This window comes from Salmonella enterica subsp. arizonae, from assembly GCF_008692845.1.
In the GTDB taxonomy this organism is placed as follows: Bacteria; Pseudomonadota; Gammaproteobacteria; order Enterobacterales; family Enterobacteriaceae; genus Salmonella; species Salmonella arizonae.
In genome coordinates this window covers 367,887-388,190 of sequence record NZ_VXJW01000001.1, presented here as the reverse complement: position 1 = coordinate 388,190, position 20,304 = coordinate 367,887, and the positions used below count along the sequence as shown (strand labels likewise).

The following is a 20,304-nucleotide window of genomic DNA, read 5'->3' as shown; positions in this document are numbered from 1 at the left end:
AAACACTTTGTGAAACACTTTGTGCTATTTATTAGAATTAGATAAAACATCCTTATATGTTATATAACATCAAAAATATAAAAACAAAAATGTTCTACCGAATCTCACCATAAACCTGCGCAGGTTCACACCATAGGATCGCATAAAACGAGCCATCGTCGGGCTGATAACATACCTAGTATAATGTCTCATGTGAAAAGATTTTCTAGTCCTGTTAGGCGTGTTATTAGCACGATGCTAATAGGTATTGAAAAGAATAAATTATTTGTATGTTGTAACTAAAAAGGATTGTTTGACTTTCGCCACGTATCACTCGCGATAAGTAAAGATATAGTAAAGGGATTTATAGGGGAAAAGGATCGGCTTCCCCTACCGCTGATTCATTTGCCTGACCAGCCAGTAATGGATAACGCTGACGATATATTGTTGTTGCGCTTCGCTCAGCGTTTCTCCCTGAGGAATATGATGCCACTTCGCCAGGCACCCGCGACAGCAGGTCGCCGTCGCATGTTGCGCGATAAACACTGGATGGCCCCGCATCGGCGTTTGCTTACCATCCTTCGCCGGGTAAGCAGGTGCCAGTCGTTGGGCGATAAAATCAGCGGCATGTCTATCAATCACCTCCGCGCCTTTATCCCAGCAATATTGCCTTTCTTTGACACCAAGACGAAAACGCGAACGAAATGTCGATCGCGCCAGGCGGGCAAAGAGTGGTTCAAGCGCATTCATCAGTATACTGAGCGTCCTAATGTCTGTGTTAATTGTTCAAGCGCGGCAATACCCGCCAGAGAATTCCCTGCAGGGTCCAGTTCAGGACTCCAGACGGCAATCGCCATTTCATGCGGTACAATAGCGACAATCCCCCCTCCCACTCCGGACTTAGCGGGCAATCCCACTCGCCAGGCAAACTCCCCGGCGTTCTGATACATGCCGTTGGTCGCCATTAGCGCGTTAATCTGCCGGGCCTGCATGGGCGTAACTACCGGCTCGTCGAGATGAAATGCCTCGCCCTGATTCGCCAGAAAAACAAACGTCCTCGCCAGTTCCATACAGCTCATTTTCAACGCACAGTAATGGAAGTAATTTTGCAACACGGTAGGCACATCATGATGAAAATTACCGAATGATTTCATCAGCCACGCAATAGCGGCGTTACGGGCGGAATGCTCAAATTCAGAGCGAGCGACCGTAGCATCATACGTAATATCCGATACGCCGCAAAGTGCGCGCACAACTTCCAGCATCCGCTGACGCGGCGCGCTAAGCCGCCCTTGCAACATGTCACATACCACCAGCGCGCCCGCATTAATAAATGGATTACGCGGGATGCCTTGTTCCATCTCTAACTGAACCAACGAATTGAACGGCGAGCCGGAAGGATCTTTTCCGACGCGCTGCCAGATCTCCTCTTCCGGATAATGACGCATCGCCACCACCAGACTGAGCACTTTCGAAATAGACTGAATAGAGAAGCGTTCGTGCGCATCGCCCGCCTGATAATGCTGCCCCTCCACGGTACAAATCGCTATTCCCAGCTTTGCCCCCTCGACGGACGCTAATGCCGGGATATAGTCAGCGACTTTGCCTTGGCCAATGAGGGGGCGAACGCGCTGTAAAATCTTCTCTAAAATTGCATTGTCCATGGCCCTGGCCACAACATACTCCTTGCTCGCAGGTCTGAAAAGGCCTGCGAGTATAGCAGAGGGCACGACGCGGCGTCAGGAAGATTAGACGCGGTTCTTCCAGACGGTCTGCACATTACAAAATTCATGTAAACCAAAGTGCGAAAGCTCGCGCCCGAAACCGCTCTTCTTTACCCCGCCGAACGCCACGCGCGCATCGCTGGCGGAGTACCCATTAATGAATACTCCGCCGCACTCAAGACGCTCCGCCATCTCCCCGGCCAGCGTATCGTTGGCGGTAAAGATCGTCGCCGATAAACCAAACTCACTGTCATTCGCCAGCGCGAGGGCGTGCGCCGCGTCTTTTGCAACGGTAATGGCGGCGACAGGACCAAAAAGTTCCTGACGAAATGCGGTCATGTCAGGCGTGACATCAGCCAGAACGGTTGCGGCATAATAGTTGCCTTCCCCGGCGATTTTCTCGCCGCCCAACAGCAGCCGAGCGCCTTCGGCGACAGAAGTCTGCACCTGTTGATGGAGTTCATCACGCAGATCGAAGCGCGCCATCGGTCCCAGATCATTCTCTTCAACGAGGGGATCTCCCATCGTTAATGCCGAGGCTGCTGCCACAAAGCGCTCAGTAAACGCCTGCGCAATACCCTCTTCGACAATAAAACGTTTGGCGGCGGCGCAGACCTGTCCGGTATTTTGATAACGTCCTGCAACCGCGGCTTTTACCGCCAAATCGAGATCGGCATCATTGAGCACAATAAACGGATCGGACCCGCCCAGTTCCAGCACACATTTTTTCAGCGCCGCACCTGCCTGAGCGCCAATCGCTGCACCGGCGCGCACGCTGCCTGTCACCGTCACCGCCGCGATTCGTGGATCGTTAATCATCTGACTCACGCCCTCATTACTGGCGTTAAGCCATCCATAGACGCCTGCGGGAGTACCGGCTTCCGTAAAGATTCGGGCTATCATCTGCGCGCAACCGGTAACATTAGGCGCGTGTTTTAATAGATAGCTATTCCCCGCCAACAGTATCGGCACCGCACCGCGTAACACCTGCCACAAAGGAAAATTCCACGGCATTATCGCCAGAATAACGCCCAGCGGACGGTATTCAATCACAGCCTGCTGATTTTCTACCCGTGTAGGCTCTGGATTCAGCATTGCCGGACCATGTTCCGCATACCAGTCACATAACGCAGCGGATTTCGTCACTTCCGCACGCGCCTGTTTTATGGGTTTACCCATTTCACGCGTAATACATTGCGCCATCTCTTCTGCATGAGTACGAAGCGCCTGACCAATGTCGCGTAATGTTTGCGCCCGTTGCGTTACGGGGGCCATTTTCCACTGTTTGAAGCCTTTCGCCGCCAGATTCAGGGCATGTTCAATCTCTTGCGCGTTAGCCCAGGGCATTGTCGCCAGCGTCTGTCCGGTCGCAGGGTTAATGGATAGCGCCGGTGTTGGAGTCATCATGGTCATGTGCTTTCTCTCGTTATCAGGGGAGTCATACCATCATGACGCCCTTTACCATTTCTGAAAAATGAATAATATTAACCACACTATTCATGAATTGAGAAACCTATGGACCTGACGCAACTGGAGATGTTTAACGCTGTCGCTCTGACGGGCAGCATTACGCAGGCGGCGGCAAAAGTACACCGCGTTCCGTCCAACCTGACAACACGCATCCGCCAGCTTGAAGCCGATCTGGGCGTTTCTCTATTTATTCGCGAAAACCAACGCCTCAGGCTGTCGCCAGCCGGGCATAACTTTTTACGTTACAGCCAGCAGATCCTGGCGCTGGTTGATGAAGCCCGCATGGTGGTCGCCGGAGAAGAGCCGCAGGGACTGTTTTCACTCGGCGCGTTGGAAAGCACTGCCGCCGTCCGTATCCCCGCGCTACTGGCGGGTTTTAACCAGCGTTACCCTAAAATTCAGTTCGCATTAACGACAGGTTCTTCCGGCGCCATGCTGGAGGGCGTGCTCGAAGGAAAGCTAAACGCCGCCTTTATTGATGGTCCGCTCATGCATCCGGGGCTGGAAGGTATGCCGGTCTACCCGGAAGAGATGATGATTGTCGCGCCGCATGGCCATCCCGTGGTATCGCGGGCAAGCGACGTGAATGGTTGTAACATCTATGCTTTTCGCGCCAACTGTTCTTACCGGCGGCATTTCGAAAGCTGGTTTCATGCCGATGGCGCTATGCCTGGTACGATTCATGAAATGGAGTCATATCATGGAATGCTGGCGTGCGTGATAGCCGGCGCAGGTATTGCGCTGATGCCAGCAAGTATGCTCAATAGTATGCCAGGGCATTATCAGGTGGAGGCCTGGCCGCTGGCGGAAAAGTGGCGCTGGCTTACCACATGGCTAATCTGGCGTCGCGGGGCGATGACGCGCCAGCTCGAAGCATTTATAGAGTTACTTAATGCCCAACTATCGAGTACCGACTAAAAACAAGACGGCCTGCGAAGTAAATGAGATGCAGCTCACAAAATGATTGTCTTTTCGCCAGTAAACGTTTTAAGATCGTGCCCTCACCTTTTCGCAACTAACCCGAAATAATCTATGACTATCAATCCAGTTTCCCGCAAAGTCGCGTGGCTACGGGTAGTTACGCTTGCTATCGCCGCTTTTATTTTCAATACCACGGAATTTGTGCCGGTCGGTTTACTGTCAGACATTGCCGAAAGCTTTCATATGCAAACCGCGCAGGTCGGCATCATGCTAACCATTTATGCTTGGGTAGTTGCCGTAATGTCGCTGCCTTTTATGCTCCTCACCAGTCAAATAGAGCGCCGTAAACTACTCATTTGTCTGTTTGTTCTGTTTATTGCCAGTCACGTGCTCTCCTTCCTGGCGTGGAACTTTACCGTGCTGGTCATTAGCCGTATCGGCATCGCTTTCACCCACGCTATTTTCTGGTCGATAACCGCATCTCTGGCGATCCGCCTGGCCCCTGCCGGAAAACGCGCGCAGGCATTAAGTCTGATAGCGACCGGAACCGCGCTGGCCATGGTGCTTGGACTGCCGATAGGCCGCGTTGTTGGCCAGTATTTTGGCTGGCGCACCACTTTCTTTGCCATCGGTATGGGCGCATTAATTACGCTGATATGCCTGATTAAGCTTCTACCGAAATTGCCGAGCGAACATTCCGGCTCACTAAAAAGTTTACCTTTGCTATTCCGACGCCCGGCGCTGATGAGCCTTTATTTACTGACCGCCGTTGTGGTGACAGCGCATTACACGGCTTATAGCTATATTGAACCCTTCGTCCAGAATGTAGCCGGGCTCAGTGCGAATTTTGCTACCGTTCTGTTACTGATCCTGGGCGGCGCAGGGATCATCGGCAGCCTTGTGTTTGGCAAACTGGGTAATCAGCATGCCTCGTTGCTCGTCAGTATCGCTATTTCTTTGCTGGTTGTCTGTCTGCTTCTGCTGCTGCCTGCGGCGGATAGCGAAGCGCATCTGGCCCTGCTGAGTATTTTTTGGGGAATCGCGATTATGGTGATAGGGCTCGGTATGCAGGTGAAAGTGTTAGCGCTGGCGCCGGATGCTACCGATGTCGCGATGGCGCTATTTTCAGGCATCTTTAATATCGGTATTGGCGCTGGCGCGCTGGCAGGAAATCAGGTGAGTTTGCACTGGTCAATGTCGACCATCGGTTATATTGGCGCTGTACCCGCCTGTGCGGCGCTGGTATGGGCTGTGCTCATATTCCGTAAATGGCCCGTGACGCTGGAAGAACAGCCGCGTTAAAGCATTCGCTGCCGGGAACGCGTTCCCGGCAGACGAAAAAGCGCCTTAGTGGTACGTTTTAATAATTTCCAACACGCCGTTGATAATAAATTGTACGCCCATACACACCAGCAGGAATCCCATTAAGCGGGAAATTGCTTCAATCCCCCCTTTTCCCACCAGCCGCATGATAGCACCGGAACTGCGTAAGCACCCCCAAAGGATCACCGCCACGGCAAGGAAAATAATCGGCGGCGCGACCGTAATGACCCAGTCGGGAAACTCGCCGCCATGACGCACCGTGGAGGCAGAACTGATAATCATTGCGATGGTCCCCGGTCCCGCGGTGCTTGGCATTGCCAGCGGAACAAACGCAATATTGGCCGTCGGTTCGTCCGCCAGCTCCTCCGATTTGCTTTTCGCTTCCGGCGACTCATGCGCTTTCTGCTGCGGGAAAAGCATTCTGCAGCCGATAAACGCCACGATTAATCCCCCGGCGATCCGTAGCCCTGGAATGGAAATACCGAAGGTGTTCATGACTAACTGCCCGGCGTAGTACGCCACCATCATAATGGCGAAGACATAGACCGAAGCCATATATGACTGCCGGTTACGTTCCGTGCTATTCATGTTGCCCGCAAGGCCAAGAAACAGCGCCACGGTGGTTAGCGGATTGGCTAAAGGGAGCAGTACAACCAGCCCCAATCCAATCGCTTTAAACAAATCCATCATAATACTATCTCTTACCCATCAGCGTTGCATGAACCGGAAGTATAAAGTGTAACAGCCCCGACGCGCCATTTTGCCAGTACGCAAGTCGATAACTTCCGTAACCTATAAGCTGTAATTATCAATCAGTTACAGGTTATCACAGCACATTACCTCGTACATCTTTTAGCAAATCGTGGCATCGGTTAATTCATTCAGTTGACTTATACTTGCCTGGGCAATAGTATCTGAAGCAACTAATTACTTGCCGGGGCAACCATTTTGAAAAGCACCAGTGATCTGTTCAATGAAATCATTCCGCTGGGTCGCTTGATCTACATGGTAAATCAGAAAAAAGATCGCCTGTTAAATGACTACTTATCCCCGCTGGATATCACCGCATCACAGTTTAAAGTGCTTTGCTCGATACGCTGCGCGGGATGCATTACCCCGGTTGAACTTAAAAAAGTGCTGTCTGTCGATCTCGGTGCGTTGACGCGGATGCTTGACCGTCTGCTGTGCAAAGGCTGGATCGAAAGACTGCCGAATCCTAATGACAAACGCGGCGTACTGGTGAAGCTAACGCCAGAGGGCGCGGCAATCTGTGAGCAATGTCATCAACAGCCAAGACAAGACCTGCATCAGGAATTAACAAAAAACTTAACTGCGGACGAAGTGGCAACGCTTGAGTATTTGCTCAAGAAAATTCTGCCGTAGATAAAAAAAGAGGTATGACGATGTCCAGACGCAACACTGACGCTATTACTATTCATAGCATTTTGGACTGGATCGAGGATAACCTGGAATCGCCGCTCTCACTGGAAAAAGTGTCTGAGCGTTCAGGGTACTCCAAATGGCACCTGCAACGGATGTTTAAAAAAGAGACCGGTCATTCATTAGGCCAATACATCCGCAGCCGTAAGATGACGGAAATCGCGCAAAAATTAAAAGAGAGCAACGAACCCATTCTCTATCTGGCGGAACGCTATGGTTTCGAGTCACAACAAACATTAACCCGGACGTTCAAAAACTATTTTGACGTGCCGCCGCATAAATACCGGATCACAAATATGCATGGCGAATCACGGTATATGCTGCCGCTGAATCATGGCAACTGCTAGTTGTATATGCGCTATGCAAAGATAACGCCAGAGGGACATGGCGTATCGGCGCGGCCCTCCATGCCGAACACGGCAACACGGATTCCCGGGAAGATTTTAACTCAACGCATAACGACGTGGATTTCTGGGGTATTTCTCTTTATCAGAGCTGGCGTAACGGACGCGTCAACATAACGGGCGATATCGGATATAACGCCAGCGATGGTATTAGCGCCAACCTCATTGAGAAGACCACGTTTGCAGGCCAGATCGGCGTAAAATTACTGAAAGGCGACATGCGCTGGGGGCTGGGCTATAGCGTTAATACTTCCAGTCACAATAACGATCAGATGATTAACGCCACCTGGCAACTTAGCTTCTGATAGCCAACCGCAACACGCCCGATGGCGCCAGTTCATCGGGCTTTTGAATCATGCTGATGTAATGGCATCTCTGGCGTCATTTATGGGAGGCGCATTTGCTTCCTGTATTTCACAGTACGTTATGGTCGTTGCCAGTAGCGGCTTCACGAAAAAAGTGATAGCCGTCGTCCTGCCGCTTAATGCGGTTATTATGGTCAGTTTGCAATACGCCGTTGGCCGCAGGCCTACCGCCGTCAATATTCGATCGATGATGACGACAGGTACTTTCTTTTTTATCTTCGGTCTCAGCGGATTTATTTTTTCAGGCGACAATCTGTTTTTTTGGTGCTCTCGGCGGCGGTATTCACGATTGCCGAAATTATTTATGCCCCTGTCGAATATATGTTAATCGATAACATTACGCCTGTCGGCATGAAAGCCAGCTATTTTTCAGCGCAATCGCTGGGCTGGTTGGGAGCGGCGGTAAACTCGCTGGCCAGCGGCGTGATCCTGACGACGCTTCCCGCCTGGGCGCTGGTGTTAAACGGAATGCCTATTCCCCCTGCGGGACAGGCCATCGTCCGTTAATTATCAGTAACCGGTGATGCGCACATTACCCCTATATATTGCAGGCTAATTATCTGCGACTAACGCGATAATTCAGGAGTATTCGTGGACGCCGACGAAAATACGCTAACGTTTAACCCTTGCTGTAAAATAAATGCACAATTCAGACTTTGCTTATGCGCAAATTAGTACTATAGTCTTGCATGATTTTTTAAAAAAAAGAGGATGCACGCTAAAATAAGGAGAAACGAGATGTTAGGCAGTATTAACCTTTTTATCGTTGTATTAGGAATTATTTTATTTTCCGGATTTCTGGCCGCCTGGTTCAGTCACAAATGGGATGATTAATGAACGGAGATAATCCCTCGCAGAGCCGGCCCCTTGCTGCATCGTTGCGCAAGGGGCCGCTTTTGTCTGGATGGCAGGCAAAAAAAACCGCCGGTTCACCAGCGGTAAATGCTTGCATGGATAGATTTGTGTTTTGCTTATACGCTACCGGGCAAATTCTTGCGAGGATAACGGATCGTTAACGACTGTAGCACCCTTAATATCAATGAATATTAAACGATGCGCAACCAGGCCTGAATAAGGCATTATGAAGCCTTTTGTCTCCACCTTGCCGCATTTTGTAAGACTCATCGTACTTCCCATACGCGGCTGACCCGGAAATTGCCGATTAGTACTCATTACTTTTGTAGCCGGCTCACGCGAACAACCGCTTCCTTCGCTTTCTTGTCCAGACTACCGTTAATATTGATCATTTGATCCGGCTGAACTTCCCGCCCATCAAATACGGCGGAAGGAATTATCACGTTAATCTCGCCGGATTTATCACGAAATACATAGCGTTCGTCGCCTTTATGATCAATAAGGTTGCCGCGCAGCGAAACGGTCGCGCCATCATGCAGGGTTTTTGCCTGTTCGATGGTCATTTTTTCTGCATCATCCGTACCGCGATAACCATCCTCAATAGCATGAGGCGGCGGCGGTGCCACGTCTTTTTTTAATCCCCCTTGATCATCCGCTAGCGCGTAAGGCATTATCAGAAAACTTAAAAATGCAGCCACCTGTAGTTTCATGCTCTCTCCTTAATAACGTCTATTTGACGTATTAAGTCTGGCCGCTATTTTTAGTTTTTACAAACATGAATTTACCCGCAGAATATTAAGCAATAAAATCAACCCATCCGGATTAATATGCAACCGATATCAGCGCCGGTGAGCGCGAAAGCGTAACGGTGTAATAGAGACCTTGCCACATAGCTGAAGTCATATGCATCAACGTCTTGATAGCAATTCAGAATAATCGGCTTTATTTTTTGAGGATAATGGCCTTACGCATAATCAATGACATTTATCGCCGCAGGAAAGTAAGCAAGTTATGGAACAGCGGGTTTGTTGGTAACTGGATAAAATAATCATTCACTGACAATGTCATAAAATAAATATGCCATACTTGAGGAGAACGAACAGATTTCTTTTGTCTCTGGTAACGGAAAAATAAACGATGAGATTAGAACAGCACGATATTGTCACCCTTGATAAAGCCGAATCCGTCGATAGCCTGACAAAAAAACTTGGTGATTTACTGGTTAACCAGAAACTCCGTCTGACCACTGCAGAATCCTGCACTGGCGGGAAACTGGCTTCAGCATTGTGCGCAGCAGAAGATACGCCCTCATTTTACGGTGTGGGTTATGTCACCTTTACTGATGAAGCCAAAGCAAAAATCTTACGCGTACAACGCAACAGCCTTGCGAAACATACCGCCGTCAGTGAAGCGGTCGTCACTGAAATGGCGCAAGGGGCTAAAGATCAGGCAGCGGTTGATATCAGTATTGCGATCAGCGGCTATGGCGGGCCGGAAGGCGGCGAAGATGGCACACCGGCGGGCACCGTTTGGTTTGCCTGGAATATTAACAATACGACCTTTACAACCCAACAACATTTTACCGGAGATTGTCAGGAAGTATTAGACAAATCTGTACGATTTGCCCTCGCTGAATTGCTTTTTCTGTTAACAAAGAAAGCATAAACAATAATTTCATCTGACCGGTCAGAATAACTCCCGGTCAGAATAAAAAATGCGAGCCTGATGGCCCGCATACTGTACGTAATGTTTCAGAATATATTCACAAAATATCACGAGTAAAATTACTTGTCGGATTTACGTCCGCCACTGTGACTATTTTGGCCGCCTTTTTTACCCGCCTCAGATGCGCGCTGTGGATCGTTTTTAAAGTTCCCACCGCTATGCTGGCCGCCTTTACGACCCGCTTCTGATGCTTTCTCTTTATCTTCAGCAAAGTTACCGGAACCGCCGCGATGTTCTGCCATAATATAATCCTCATGATGTTGTTGCGTTTTAAATATGATATGTCTTCTCATATCATGTGATACAGTTCTAAATTTAGCCGTCCTGCACGCAGTGTCAAATTCATTTCCACTTTATTTACATAATAGCGCCATCTGGCGAAAATATATTTTCGAAAATCACGAAAGCGAAGCGGTAATAAATTGATAGCAATCAAGTCATCACAGAAAATAGGCAGAAAAATCCGAATAAACTCGCTATTTATAATCAGACAATTTTACGTCGTAAATTTCGCAGGCTGTCATCAGGGGTGAATGATTCATCTTTCAGGCGGTTGTTCGACAATGTCGAACAACCGTATCTGCTTAGTGATCAAGTCCGCGATATTGCAACATGGCACCAATATGCGGTTCATGTCCACGCCAGGCTGAATAAAGCGATTCTAAATCAGCGCTATTCCCCCTGGAAAGAATAGCTTCACGAAAACGCTGCCCGTTTTCACGCGTCAGGCCGCCCTGCTCAACAAACCATTGATAACCGTCGTCCGCTAACATTTGCGTCCATAAATAGGCATAGTATCCTGCGGCGTACCCGCCGCCAAAAATATGGGCGAAATAGCTGCTGCGATAGCGAGGCGGCACCGCCGGTAAAGCAAGATGCTCGGCGGCCAGCGCTTGCTGCTCGAAATCAGCGACAGACAGCTCCGTGACGCTCACCTCCAGCATATGCCAGCGCATATCCAGCAACGCGGCGCCGAGCAATTCAGTCATATCGTAACCTTTATTAAATAAACTCGCCTGGCGCATTTTTTCCTGTAAATCAGCAGGCATTTTTTCACCACTTCCAGCATGACGCGCGTAGCGTTCGAATACACGAGGATGACTCGCCCAATGCTCATTAATTTGGGAAGGAAATTCGACAAAATCACGGGGCGTATTGGTACCTGAAAGCGTGGCATAGCGCTGGACGGCAAACAAACCATGTAACGTATGACCAAACTCATGGAAGAGCGTAATAACATCGTCCCACAGCAGTAATGCTGGCTGCCCATCGACAGGTTTCTGATAGTTACAGACGTTGTATATAACAGGCCGGGTTCCGTTGAGCGTGGATTGCTCTACAAAATTCCCCATCCATGCGCCGCCGCTTTTCGAATCCCGCGCGAAAAAGTCGCCATAAAATAACGCCATGCCGACGCCATCAGAATCAAAAATTTCCCATACCCGTACATCAGGATGGTACACCGGGATGTCAAAACGTTCGACGAAGGTGATGCCGAATAGCTGGTTGGCGGTCCAGAAAACTCCCTCTTGCAACACCGTATTTAAGGCGAAATAGGGCTTCAGTTGCGCTTCATCCAACGCATATTTTTCCCGCCGTACCTGTTCGGCATAGAACATCCAGTCCCAGGGCTGAACGGAATAACCGCCCTGCTCACTATCAATGACATTCTGGATTTCCGCCTGTTCATTGAGCACGCGCTGGCGTGCTGGCGGCACAAGATCACGCATAAAGTTGAGCGCGGCTTGCGGGGTTTTCGCCATCTGATCGGCGATTTTCCATGCGGCATAATTGGGGAAACCCAGCAGTTTAGCCTGACAGCGACGAATCTCTGCCAGACGCTGAATGATAGCGCGGGTATCGTGAGCATCTCCTTTTTCCGCACGAGTCCATGACGCCGTGAATAAATTTTTGCGGGTCTGGCGATCGCGCAGCGCAGCAAGCGCAGGCTGCTGCGTCGTATTAAGGAGCGGAATGAACCAGCGCTCCTCCAGGCCTTTTTCACGCGCCGCTTCGGCGGCGACGGCAATTTCTTCCGGACTTAATCCTTCCAGGCAATGCGCATCCTCTACCGCCAGCCCGCCTGCTTTATTTGCCGCCAGCAGGCGCTGATTAAACTGACTCATTAAGGTCGCGGATTCGGTATTCAATACTTTCAGTCGCGCCTTGTCCTCTTCGGCAAGCTGCGCGCCTGCCAGTACAAAACGCTGATGGATAACATCGACCAGCCGTAGCGACTCGTCATCCAGCCCCATCGAGTGACGCTGCTGCCAAACGGCGTCAACGCGAGCAAATAACGCGCCATTCAGATAAATATCGGTGGAGAGCGCCGCCAGCCCGGCAGAAAATACTTCATCCAGCCGCTGGAGCTCATCATTAGTGTGCGCGGCGGCCATCGCAAAAAAAACGCTGGTGACGCGCGACAGTAGCGCCCCGCTTTGCTCCAGCGCCAGAAGCGTATTCGTAAAGTCAGGGGCCGCCGGATGATTGACGATGGCCTCGATTTCCACGCGTTTTTGCCGCACGCCCTCATCAAAAGCAGGACGATAATGGCAATCTTTGATCCGATCAAAACGCGGTGCCTGATAGGGCAACCTACTCTGGTCTAAAAAAGGATTCGTCGACATTCTTCACTCCTGAAAATAGGTTGATCATAAGAGTAAGCTTCCCCTATGCTGACCGCAATCGTGTTAACCAGGATTACCCTTTCATAAACGCCGCGTGCTATGGTAATACAACACAAAAAGCGTTGAGGAACAGTGTGATGATCGTTTTAGTAACTGGAGCAACCGCAGGGTTTGGCGAATGCATTGCGCGCCGTTTTGTTGAGAATGGACATAAAGTCATTGCCACGGGACGCCGTCATGAACGCCTGCAAGCATTAAAAGATGAGCTTGGCGATAACGTATTGACCGCCCAACTTGACGTGCGCAACCGAGCGGCCATTGAAGAGATGATGGCCTCTCTGCCCGCGCAGTGGCGCGATATTGATGTGCTGGTCAATAACGCCGGTCTGGCGCTGGGTCTTGAACCGGCGCATAAAGCCAGCGTGGAAGACTGGGAAACTATGATCGATACCAATAATAAAGGCTTAATTTATATGACCCGCGCCCTGCTGCCAGGAATGGTCGAACGTAATCGCGGTCATATTATTAACATCGGTTCGACTGCAGGCAGTTGGCCGTATGCCGGTGGCAACGTCTATGGCGCGACGAAAGCTTTTGTGCGCCAGTTTAGCCTGAACTTGCGCACGGATTTACACGGCACGGCGGTTCGCGTGACTGACATTGAACCGGGTCTGGTTGGCGGTACAGAGTTTTCCAGCGTACGTTTCAAAGGCGACGATGAGAAAGCGGGTAAAACCTACGAAAATACCACCGCGCTCACGCCGGAAGACATTACCGAAGCGGTATGGTGGGTGGCCACACTCCCCGCGCATGTGAATATTAATACCGTTGAAATGATGCCCGTTACCCAATCCTTCGCAGGGCTCAGCGTCCACCGTGGTTAAGGTTTTATACCCGGTCTGCGGGCCGGGTAATCCATAGCAACGTATCCGCAACCAGAAACATGATCGGTATGGACCACAGCAGAAAAGTGGTAGCATATCCGGGTCAACCGTCTAAAAAGTAAGAATGAATGACCGTCGAAACGCAGCTTAACCCTACACAGCCTGTCAATCAGCAGATTTACCGTATCCTTCGGCGTGATATCGTGCATTGTCTGATCCCACCCGGCACGCCGCTATCAGAAAAAGAGGTCTCAACCCGTTTTAGCGTTTCGCGTCAGCCGGTACGCGAGGCCTTTATAAAGCTGGCGGAAAATGGGTTGATTCAGATCCGCCCTCAGCGCGGTAGTTATGTGAATAAAATTTCGCTTTCTCAGGTACAGAATGGCTGCTTTGTACGACAGGCTATCGAATGCGCGGTAGTCCGGCGCGCGGCGGCTATGATCACCGATGAACAGTGCTATCAACTGGCGCAAAACCTACACCTGCAGCACATTGCCATCGAGCGCAAACAAATTGATGATTTTTTCCAGCTTGATGACGATTTCCACCAAAAGCTGGCGCAGATCGCCGATTGCCAGTTAGCGTGGGATACCATTGAAAACATCAAAGCTACGATTGACCGGGTTCGCTATATGAGTCTGGATCATGTTTCTCCGCCGGAGATGTTGTTGCGCCAGCACCATGATATTTTCTCCGCGCTGGAAAAACGCGACGGCAATGCGGTTGAGAGCGCAATGACCCAGCATTTGCAGGAAATTAGCGAATCCGTCCAGCTTATCCGTCTGGAAAACAGCGGCTGGTTTAGCGAAGACTAACCCCCTTTAACTTCGGGGTGAGCCCCCTTCTCCGCTTTCTCACCCTGCACATTCCTGCTTAAAAAGCCGTGAGCTTGATCAAAAACAAAAAAAATCCGTAACGATAAGCGTATTTATATGTCGCCCGTCATGCGGGGAAACCCGCGGGCTTTGGCAGTAAGTTTGAAAGGAGAAAACACCATGATGACATACGATCGTAACCGTAACGCAATCACTACCGGTAGCCGGGTCATGATAAGCGGCACGGGCCATACCGGGATTATCAAAGCCATTGAGAGCGAAGGTCTGGATGCAGGTCAAATTCGCCGCGGCAAAACGGTGATTGTCGAAGGTTGTGAAGGTAAATTCGCGCCGGTCGAACTGATTCGTCTTGGCATGAACTGATACCACTGGTCGCTAAGATCCGTCCCGGCCTTCCCGGTAGCATAATGCTACCGGGTCTCTGTAGCGCTATTTCAACCGCTCGGCATATTTCGCCACGCTCGCTTTCGCTCCATACGTTAGTAACCCATCATAGGCTTCTTTCACTTTTTGCGTAAACCGCGCCGCCTGCGGCAGATCGTTGCCAAAAATGTCTGCAATTCCCAGCAGCGCCTCAACACGGCTTGCGCCTTCTTCACTGTTTGCCACGGCGCGCTGAATAACCGGCAATAGAGGATCGCTGACGTCGATCGCTTTGCCCTGCTCATCCACGCCGCCAACGTAACGCATCCATCCCGCCACGCCCAGCGCCAGCAAATCAAAATCGCTATGGTTAGCAAGATGCCAGCGAACGGAGTCCAGCATACGCTGCGGAAGTTTCTGGCTGCCATCCATCGCAATCTGCCAGGTACGATGACGCAGCGCCGGATTACAGTAACGCGCAATCAACCGATCTGCATAACGCTGTAAATCTGCCCCCTGAACTTTCAGCGTTGGCGCTTGCTCGCGTAACATTAATGCCTGCGCAGTCAGACGATAGTTGTCGTCAGCCATGCAGTCATTAATATGCTGATAGCCGGCAAGATACCCCAGATAAGCCAGGAATGAATGACTGCCGTTAAGCATTCGCAGTTTCATCTCTTCAAACGGAATCACGTCGGCGACCAACGTCGCGCCTGCATTTTCCCACTGCGGACGACCAGCCACAAACTTATCTTCTATTACCCACTGACGAAACGGTTCACAGGCGACGCCCGCCGGATCGTAAACGCCGGTCAACTGCGCCATTTTATCCAGCGTCTCCGGCGTGACCGCAGGGACAATCCGGTCAACCATCGTTGACGGAAATGTTACGTTTTGCTCGATCCATATCGCCAGTTCCGCATCCAACGACCGGGCGTAAGCTGTCACGACATTACGCGTCACATGCCCGTTTTCCGGCATATTATCGCAGGACATCACGGTAAATGCCGGTAAGCCTGCGGCTTTACGACGCGCTAACGCTTCAACAATGACACCCGGCACCGTTAGCGGTTGATGCGGATTTCGCAGGTCGGCGGCAATCATAGGGTGTTCCAGCAGAAGTTGGCCCGTGGCTGGCGAATGACAATACCCTTTCTCGGTAATGGTCAGAGACACAATCGCTATCTGCGGTTCGCACATCGCCGCCAGCACACGTTCCAGACCATCCACCTGTACGTGCAACGCCGCTTTGACGACGCCCACCACACGCGCCGTCCAGGCTTCCGCCGACATCTCCGCCACGGTATAGAGGTTATCCTGCTGCTTTAGATCGGCAATCTGCTGTTCGCCGCCAATAAGGTTAACCTCATAATAGCCCCAGTCGCTATGCTGCTCTGCAGCCAGAATATCTGTATAAACCCCCTGATGCGCGCGATGAAACGCGCCAAAACCGAGATGGACCATCCGCGCCGCCAGCGCCGTGCGATCGTAATCAGGAAGCGTCGCCTTTGCCGATAAAAGCCTGTTTTGCATTTTATAACCTCTATATTCTGAAAGCGGAACAGTCGCAGAGTCACGCCTGCCCTGGTGCATTTGGATTTACGCTAATTAAACAAAAGTGGCCGGACAGCATGGCCGAAACCGCATTAGCGTTCCGGCCATACCGTCGACACGATTTAACTCGTCTGGGTTGCGGAGTGGCGTAACTTCTCTGCCGCTGTCGCTTCCGCCGCATCCTCAGACAAACTCAGGTCGCGATCTCTGACCTCCGGCATCAACAGCGCAGAAATCAGACCAATACACGAGTAGAGCACCAGCATAATTAAGATGGGCAGCCAGGAATCGGTCATGTTACAAAAGATCCCTGCGAGGACGGGGCCAAAACCGACAGCCACCAGCCCCCCTGCCTCTTTTGAAATCGCCATCCGGGTGAAGCGATTACGCGATCCGAAAATTTCCGCCATGGTGATGTTTTCCAGCGCAAATAATCCCAGCACGGCAAAGTTATGAATAACAATGAGCGCTGCCATAATTACACCAGGGCTATACGTTTTATCTACCACAATAGACAGCATCGGCCAGGCGAGAATAATCGCGGAGAAATTCAATATTATATACGGCAGCCGACGTCCGTATTTATCTGACAACCATCCTAATAATGGGATAGTAATAAAGCCAATTACAGAACTTATCATTAACGCATCGGTTGGGATAGATTTGTTGAGTAATAACGTCTGAACTAAATATCCGGCAAGGAATGTTTGAATAAGCCCGGAATTCCCCGCCTGCCCAAAACGTAAACCGGTGGCCAGCCAGAAAGATTTGCTGGTAAACATCGCACCCAACGTATTTTCTGACGCAGGCGTTAACGCTGGCGATTTTTCGCCTTCGCTTACTTTTTCGAATACCGGGCTTTCTTTCAGATTCATTCGCAGCCAGATCGCGAATATCATGACAACGACGCTCGCCAGGAAAGGAATACGCCATCCCCAGGCGACCAGTTGTTCGCGGTCAAGCGCAAAGAACATCACCGCCCAGATCGCCGTCGCGCTCAACGTACCGCAGTTGGTGCCCATCGCGACCAGCGAGGAGATGATGCCACGCTTTCCTTTCGGCGCATACTCGGCCAGCATGGTACCTGCCCCGGAAATTTCCGCCCCAGCGCCCAGTCCCTGTATAATGCGCAATGTCACCAGTAATACTGGCGCAAAAATGCCGATTTGCGCATACGTCGGTAGTACGCCAATCAGCGTGGTGCAGATCCCCATAATGGTGATAGTAATAAACAATATTTTTTTTCGTCCGATGCGGTCGCCCATTTTGCCAAAAACAAATGCACCGACAATTCTGGCTATATAACCTGCACCATAGGTGCCCATTGCCAGAATAAGCGCCATCGCGGCAGACTGTTCCGGGAAAAATATTTCATGGAAGACCAGAGCCGCGCCTAGTGAATATAACTGAAAGTCCATAAATTCAAGCGCGGTGCCTAACCAGCCAGATACGGCAGCGCGCACTAAATCCTGAGTCGATCGTTCATGCTTTATTTGTGTCATATAGGCAATCTCTAAGAGGTAAGATGCGTACTACTTACTCGCAATTATTTATATTATTTCGCAAAAGAGAGTAAGACTTTGCAGCATTGACGCTGGTCTTTCTCGAAAAGCTCAATCGCATCAGTGACATGTTGATAATCAAATGTATGGGTTATCAGCTTATCCGGATCAATAAGCCCTTTATTCAGCCAGTCAATCACGACCGGGAATTTATTGGCATTAAGACGCGATGAATAAATAGTCAGCTCTTTTCCGGTAATGCCCTGCTGTATAAACTCACACGGGTCGCTGGAAAATCCCATCAGGACAATGCGTGCCGCAGGCGATGCAAGGGTAATCGCCTCTTGCAGGATAGCGGGATGACAGGCGGCATCGACAATCAATGTCGGTTTTAGCGCCTTCTCCTGTAGAAATTCCGCCAGTGAATGTTGACCATTATTGAGGGTCCAGTCAGCACCGCTCTGCTTCGCCATCGCTAAACGCTCTTCAATGCGATCAACAACTATCACGGTGTTAACCTGATAGACCCCCTTCAGCGCCTGTACGGTCGTCAATCCCATCGGGCCTGCGCCATAGATAAGCGCCACGTCCTGCTCGGTTGGATTCACCTGTCCCGTTACATTTGCCGCAATGGTAAACGGCTCAACCATGACAGCATGATGGTCCGCAACGCTATCCGGTATACGGTGAGCATTGCGGGCCGGAACCACCGCATACTCACTGAAGCCGCCGTCACGATGCACGCCCAGCACCACCAACGAAGTACACACATTGGGTTTACCCACTGAGCAAGGGTAACAATGCCCGCAACTGATCACCGGATCGACCGCCACCCGTTCTCCTATCCTCGCACTATTAATATCGTCACCTACGGCGTCAATGACGCCGAAAAATTCGTGGCCAATCACGCGGGGATATTTTGCGAAAGGATTGTGTCCCCGATAAATATGGCTATCGGAACCGCAGATACCCGCCAGTTTCACTTTAATGCGAACTTCACCCGGCGCAGGCTGCGGAAGCGCGCGCGTTTCGATGGTTAATGTATTCGGTTTTTCGATTACGATGCTTTTCATTTTTCGCTCCTTACCAGTTCCACAGTGTGCCGTCTTCCAGGCGGGCCACCGGCAAATAGGCTGGATCGTATGGATATTTCGCCGCCAGTTTTTCATCAAACTCAATGCCCAGTCCTGGCTTGTCGCCCGGATGCATATAGCCGCCCTCGAACGTCCAGTTATGCGGGAAAACCTCCAGCATCTGCTCGGAGTAGCCCATAAACTCCTGCACGCCAAAGTTAGGCACCCACAGATCGAAATGTAATGCAGCGGCCATACAAACCGGCGACAGATCGGACGGCCCGTGCGAACCAGTACGCACCTGGTAAAGCGAGGCAAAATCAGCAATGCGGCGCATACCGGTAATGCCCCCGGCATGGGTAATCGTGGTGCGGATATAGTCAATCAATTGCTCTTCAATGAGCTGCTTGCAATCCCAGATACTGTTAAAGATTTCGCCTACGGCAATCGGCGTGACCGTATGCTGGCGGATCAGGCGAAAGCACTCCTGATTTTCAGCCGGCGTCGGGTCTTCCATCCAGAACAAACGATAGTCTTCAATACATTTGCCAAAGCGGGCAGCCTCAATAGGCGTCAGCCGGTGATGCATATCGTGCAGAAGATGTTCATTAAAACCGAACGTATTACGCACGGCGTCAAACAGCTTTGGCGTAAAATCGAGATACTTTTCCGTTGACCACAATTGTTCTTCCGGCCACTGGCCTTTTGTCGCGGGTTCATAGGCCAGCCCCTTGCCTTTCGCCATGCCGTAGGTGGTTTTCATCCCCGGAACGCCGCACTGTACGCGGATTGCTTTGAACCCTTGCTCTTTATGACGCGCGTAGTCTTCCAGCACATCGTCGATGGTGTGGCCTGTGGTATGGCAATACACCATGACGCCTTCACGAGAAGCGCCGCCGAGTAACTGATACAACGGCATATTGGCGGCTTTGGCTTTAATATCCCATAGCGCCATATCAACCGCGGAAATGGCGGACATGGTGACAGGGCCACGGCGCCAGTACGCGCCTTTGTAGAAGAACTGCCAGATATCTTCGATGCGGTGAGCGTCCCGTCCGATAAGCTGGGGGCACAGGTGATCATTAAGGTACGAAGCCACAGAAAGCTCACGTCCGTTCAGGGTGGCATCTCCCAGACCGGTAATACCATCTTCCGTGGTTATTTTTAAGGTGACGAAGTTACGCCCTGGACACGTAACAAAAACTTCAGCCCCTACAATCTTCATTTTTATTCCTTACATCGCATTATGGGATGCAGGA

21 protein-coding genes and 1 pseudogene are annotated in these 20,304 nt (G+C 50.8%); 11 read left to right on the top strand and 11 right to left on the bottom strand.

Annotated features, from left to right (window positions below; genetic code table 11):
- Positions 1-369: 369 nt before the first annotated feature.
- From F4V61_RS02070 to sad, 3 genes are all read right to left on the bottom strand, one after another.
- Positions 370-729, bottom strand: coding sequence for a DUF4186 domain-containing protein (locus tag F4V61_RS02070; RefSeq protein WP_000992458.1), 360 nt, complete (start codon positions 727-729; stop codon positions 370-372).
- Positions 729-1,655, bottom strand: coding sequence for a glutaminase B (glsB, locus tag F4V61_RS02065; protein WP_079799519.1), 927 nt, complete (start codon positions 1,653-1,655; stop codon positions 729-731). The genes F4V61_RS02070 and glsB overlap by 1 nt, the downstream gene beginning before the upstream one ends.
- Before the next feature lie 72 nt (positions 1,656-1,727).
- Positions 1,728-3,116, bottom strand: coding sequence for a succinate-semialdehyde dehydrogenase (gene sad / locus F4V61_RS02060; RefSeq protein WP_079829672.1), 1,389 nt, complete (start codon positions 3,114-3,116; stop codon positions 1,728-1,730).
- Between the two features lie 102 nt (positions 3,117-3,218).
- Here sad and ptrR point away from each other — a divergent pair, with 102 nt between their 5' ends.
- Together ptrR and F4V61_RS02050 are read left to right on the top strand one after the other, a co-directional pair.
- Complete coding sequence (gene ptrR / locus F4V61_RS02055) at positions 3,219-4,091, top strand: putrescine utilization regulator PtrR (RefSeq protein ID WP_000366531.1); 873 nt, start codon at positions 3,219-3,221, stop codon at positions 4,089-4,091.
- 114 nt (positions 4,092-4,205) lie between these two features.
- Positions 4,206-5,396, top strand: coding sequence for a sugar transporter (locus tag F4V61_RS02050; RefSeq protein ID WP_000154606.1), 1,191 nt, complete (start codon positions 4,206-4,208; stop codon positions 5,394-5,396).
- 45 nt (positions 5,397-5,441) lie between these two features.
- On the opposite strand, the gene F4V61_RS02045 is transcribed toward F4V61_RS02050, so the two are convergent.
- Complete coding sequence (locus F4V61_RS02045; protein ID WP_000968973.1) at positions 5,442-6,107, bottom strand: MarC family NAAT transporter; 666 nt, start codon at positions 6,105-6,107, stop codon at positions 5,442-5,444.
- 258 nt (positions 6,108-6,365) lie between these two features.
- Here F4V61_RS02045 and marR point away from each other — a divergent pair, with 258 nt between their 5' ends.
- The 5 genes and pseudogenes from marR to mgtS all read left to right on the top strand — a co-directional run bounded on the left by marR (position 6,366) and on the right by mgtS (position 8,460).
- Complete coding sequence (gene marR, locus F4V61_RS02040; RefSeq protein WP_000843433.1) at positions 6,366-6,800, top strand: multiple antibiotic resistance transcriptional regulator MarR; 435 nt, start codon at positions 6,366-6,368, stop codon at positions 6,798-6,800.
- Between the two features lie 20 nt (positions 6,801-6,820).
- Positions 6,821-7,204, top strand: coding sequence for an MDR efflux pump AcrAB transcriptional activator MarA (marA, locus tag F4V61_RS02035; protein ID WP_000091193.1), 384 nt, complete (start codon positions 6,821-6,823; stop codon positions 7,202-7,204).
- Positions 7,138-7,566 carry an autotransporter domain-containing protein gene (locus F4V61_RS02030; protein ID WP_306292190.1) on the top strand — a complete coding sequence of 143 codons (429 nt, stop codon included), beginning with the start codon at positions 7,138-7,140 and terminating at the stop codon, positions 7,564-7,566. Before marA ends, F4V61_RS02030 begins: the two co-directional genes overlap by 67 nt.
- A 64-nt stretch (positions 7,567-7,630) precedes the next feature.
- A pseudogene (locus tag F4V61_RS02025) lies at positions 7,631-8,133 on the top strand (efflux MFS transporter YdeE); the annotation flags it as partial.
- 231 nt (positions 8,134-8,364) lie between these two features.
- Positions 8,365-8,460 carry a protein MgtS gene (gene mgtS / locus F4V61_RS02020; RefSeq protein WP_000901531.1) on the top strand — a complete coding sequence of 32 codons (96 nt, stop codon included), beginning with the start codon at positions 8,365-8,367 and terminating at the stop codon, positions 8,458-8,460.
- A 338-nt stretch (positions 8,461-8,798) separates the two neighbouring features.
- Here the strand turns inward: mgtS and F4V61_RS02015 are convergent, their stop codons facing one another.
- The gene (locus F4V61_RS02015; protein ID WP_079828776.1) at positions 8,799-9,191 is read right to left on the bottom strand and encodes a YdeI family stress tolerance OB fold protein; all 393 of its coding nucleotides are present in this window, start codon (positions 9,189-9,191) and stop codon (positions 8,799-8,801) included.
- A 427-nt stretch (positions 9,192-9,618) separates the two neighbouring features.
- Here F4V61_RS02015 and F4V61_RS02010 point away from each other — a divergent pair, with 427 nt between their 5' ends.
- Positions 9,619-10,146 (top strand): 2-oxo-tetronate isomerase, encoded by a 528-nt coding sequence (locus F4V61_RS02010; protein WP_080161118.1) that lies wholly within the window; start codon positions 9,619-9,621, stop codon positions 10,144-10,146.
- Between the two features lie 119 nt (positions 10,147-10,265).
- On the opposite strand, the gene F4V61_RS02005 is transcribed toward F4V61_RS02010, so the two are convergent.
- Both F4V61_RS02005 and dcp read right to left on the bottom strand, forming a co-directional pair.
- Positions 10,266-10,448: a general stress protein gene (locus F4V61_RS02005; protein WP_000807640.1), complete on the bottom strand. Its 183-nt coding sequence runs from the start codon at positions 10,446-10,448 to the stop codon at positions 10,266-10,268.
- A 342-nt stretch (positions 10,449-10,790) separates the two neighbouring features.
- On the bottom strand, positions 10,791-12,833 hold the full coding sequence (gene dcp, locus F4V61_RS02000) for a peptidyl-dipeptidase Dcp (RefSeq protein ID WP_000106247.1): 2,043 nt from the start codon (positions 12,831-12,833) through the stop codon (positions 10,791-10,793).
- 137 nt (positions 12,834-12,970) lie between these two features.
- Between dcp and ydfG the strand changes: the two genes are divergently transcribed.
- The 3 genes from ydfG (at position 12,971) to ydfZ (ending at position 14,916) form a co-directional block, all read left to right on the top strand.
- The gene (gene ydfG / locus F4V61_RS01995; RefSeq protein ID WP_038396021.1) at positions 12,971-13,717 is read left to right on the top strand and encodes a bifunctional NADP-dependent 3-hydroxy acid dehydrogenase/3-hydroxypropionate dehydrogenase YdfG; all 747 of its coding nucleotides are present in this window, start codon (positions 12,971-12,973) and stop codon (positions 13,715-13,717) included.
- A 128-nt stretch (positions 13,718-13,845) separates the two neighbouring features.
- Positions 13,846-14,532, top strand: coding sequence for a GntR family transcriptional regulator (locus tag F4V61_RS01990; protein WP_079799513.1), 687 nt, complete (start codon positions 13,846-13,848; stop codon positions 14,530-14,532).
- Positions 14,533-14,712: 180 nt separating this feature from the next.
- Complete coding sequence (gene ydfZ, locus F4V61_RS01985) at positions 14,713-14,916, top strand: putative selenium delivery protein YdfZ (protein ID WP_000989267.1); 204 nt, start codon at positions 14,713-14,715, stop codon at positions 14,914-14,916.
- Positions 14,917-14,982: 66 nt separating this feature from the next.
- Here ydfZ and F4V61_RS01980 read toward each other — a convergent pair whose 3' ends face one another.
- From F4V61_RS01980 to rspA, 4 genes are all read right to left on the bottom strand, one after another.
- Positions 14,983-16,449: a mannitol dehydrogenase family protein gene (locus F4V61_RS01980; protein WP_080161119.1), complete on the bottom strand. Its 1,467-nt coding sequence runs from the start codon at positions 16,447-16,449 to the stop codon at positions 14,983-14,985.
- Positions 16,450-16,592: 143 nt separating this feature from the next.
- On the bottom strand, positions 16,593-17,972 hold the full coding sequence (locus tag F4V61_RS01970) for an MFS transporter (RefSeq protein ID WP_058345310.1): 1,380 nt from the start codon (positions 17,970-17,972) through the stop codon (positions 16,593-16,595).
- Positions 17,973-18,025: 53 nt separating this feature from the next.
- A complete protein-coding gene (locus tag F4V61_RS01965; protein ID WP_058345311.1) occupies positions 18,026-19,045 on the bottom strand; it encodes a Zn-dependent oxidoreductase in 1,020 nt (339 codons plus the stop codon).
- A 10-nt stretch (positions 19,046-19,055) separates the two neighbouring features.
- Entirely contained in the window at positions 19,056-20,270 is a 1,215-nt protein-coding gene (rspA, locus tag F4V61_RS01960) for a starvation-sensing protein RspA (RefSeq protein WP_079799510.1), read from the bottom strand.
- Positions 20,271-20,304: the final 34 nt, after the last annotated feature.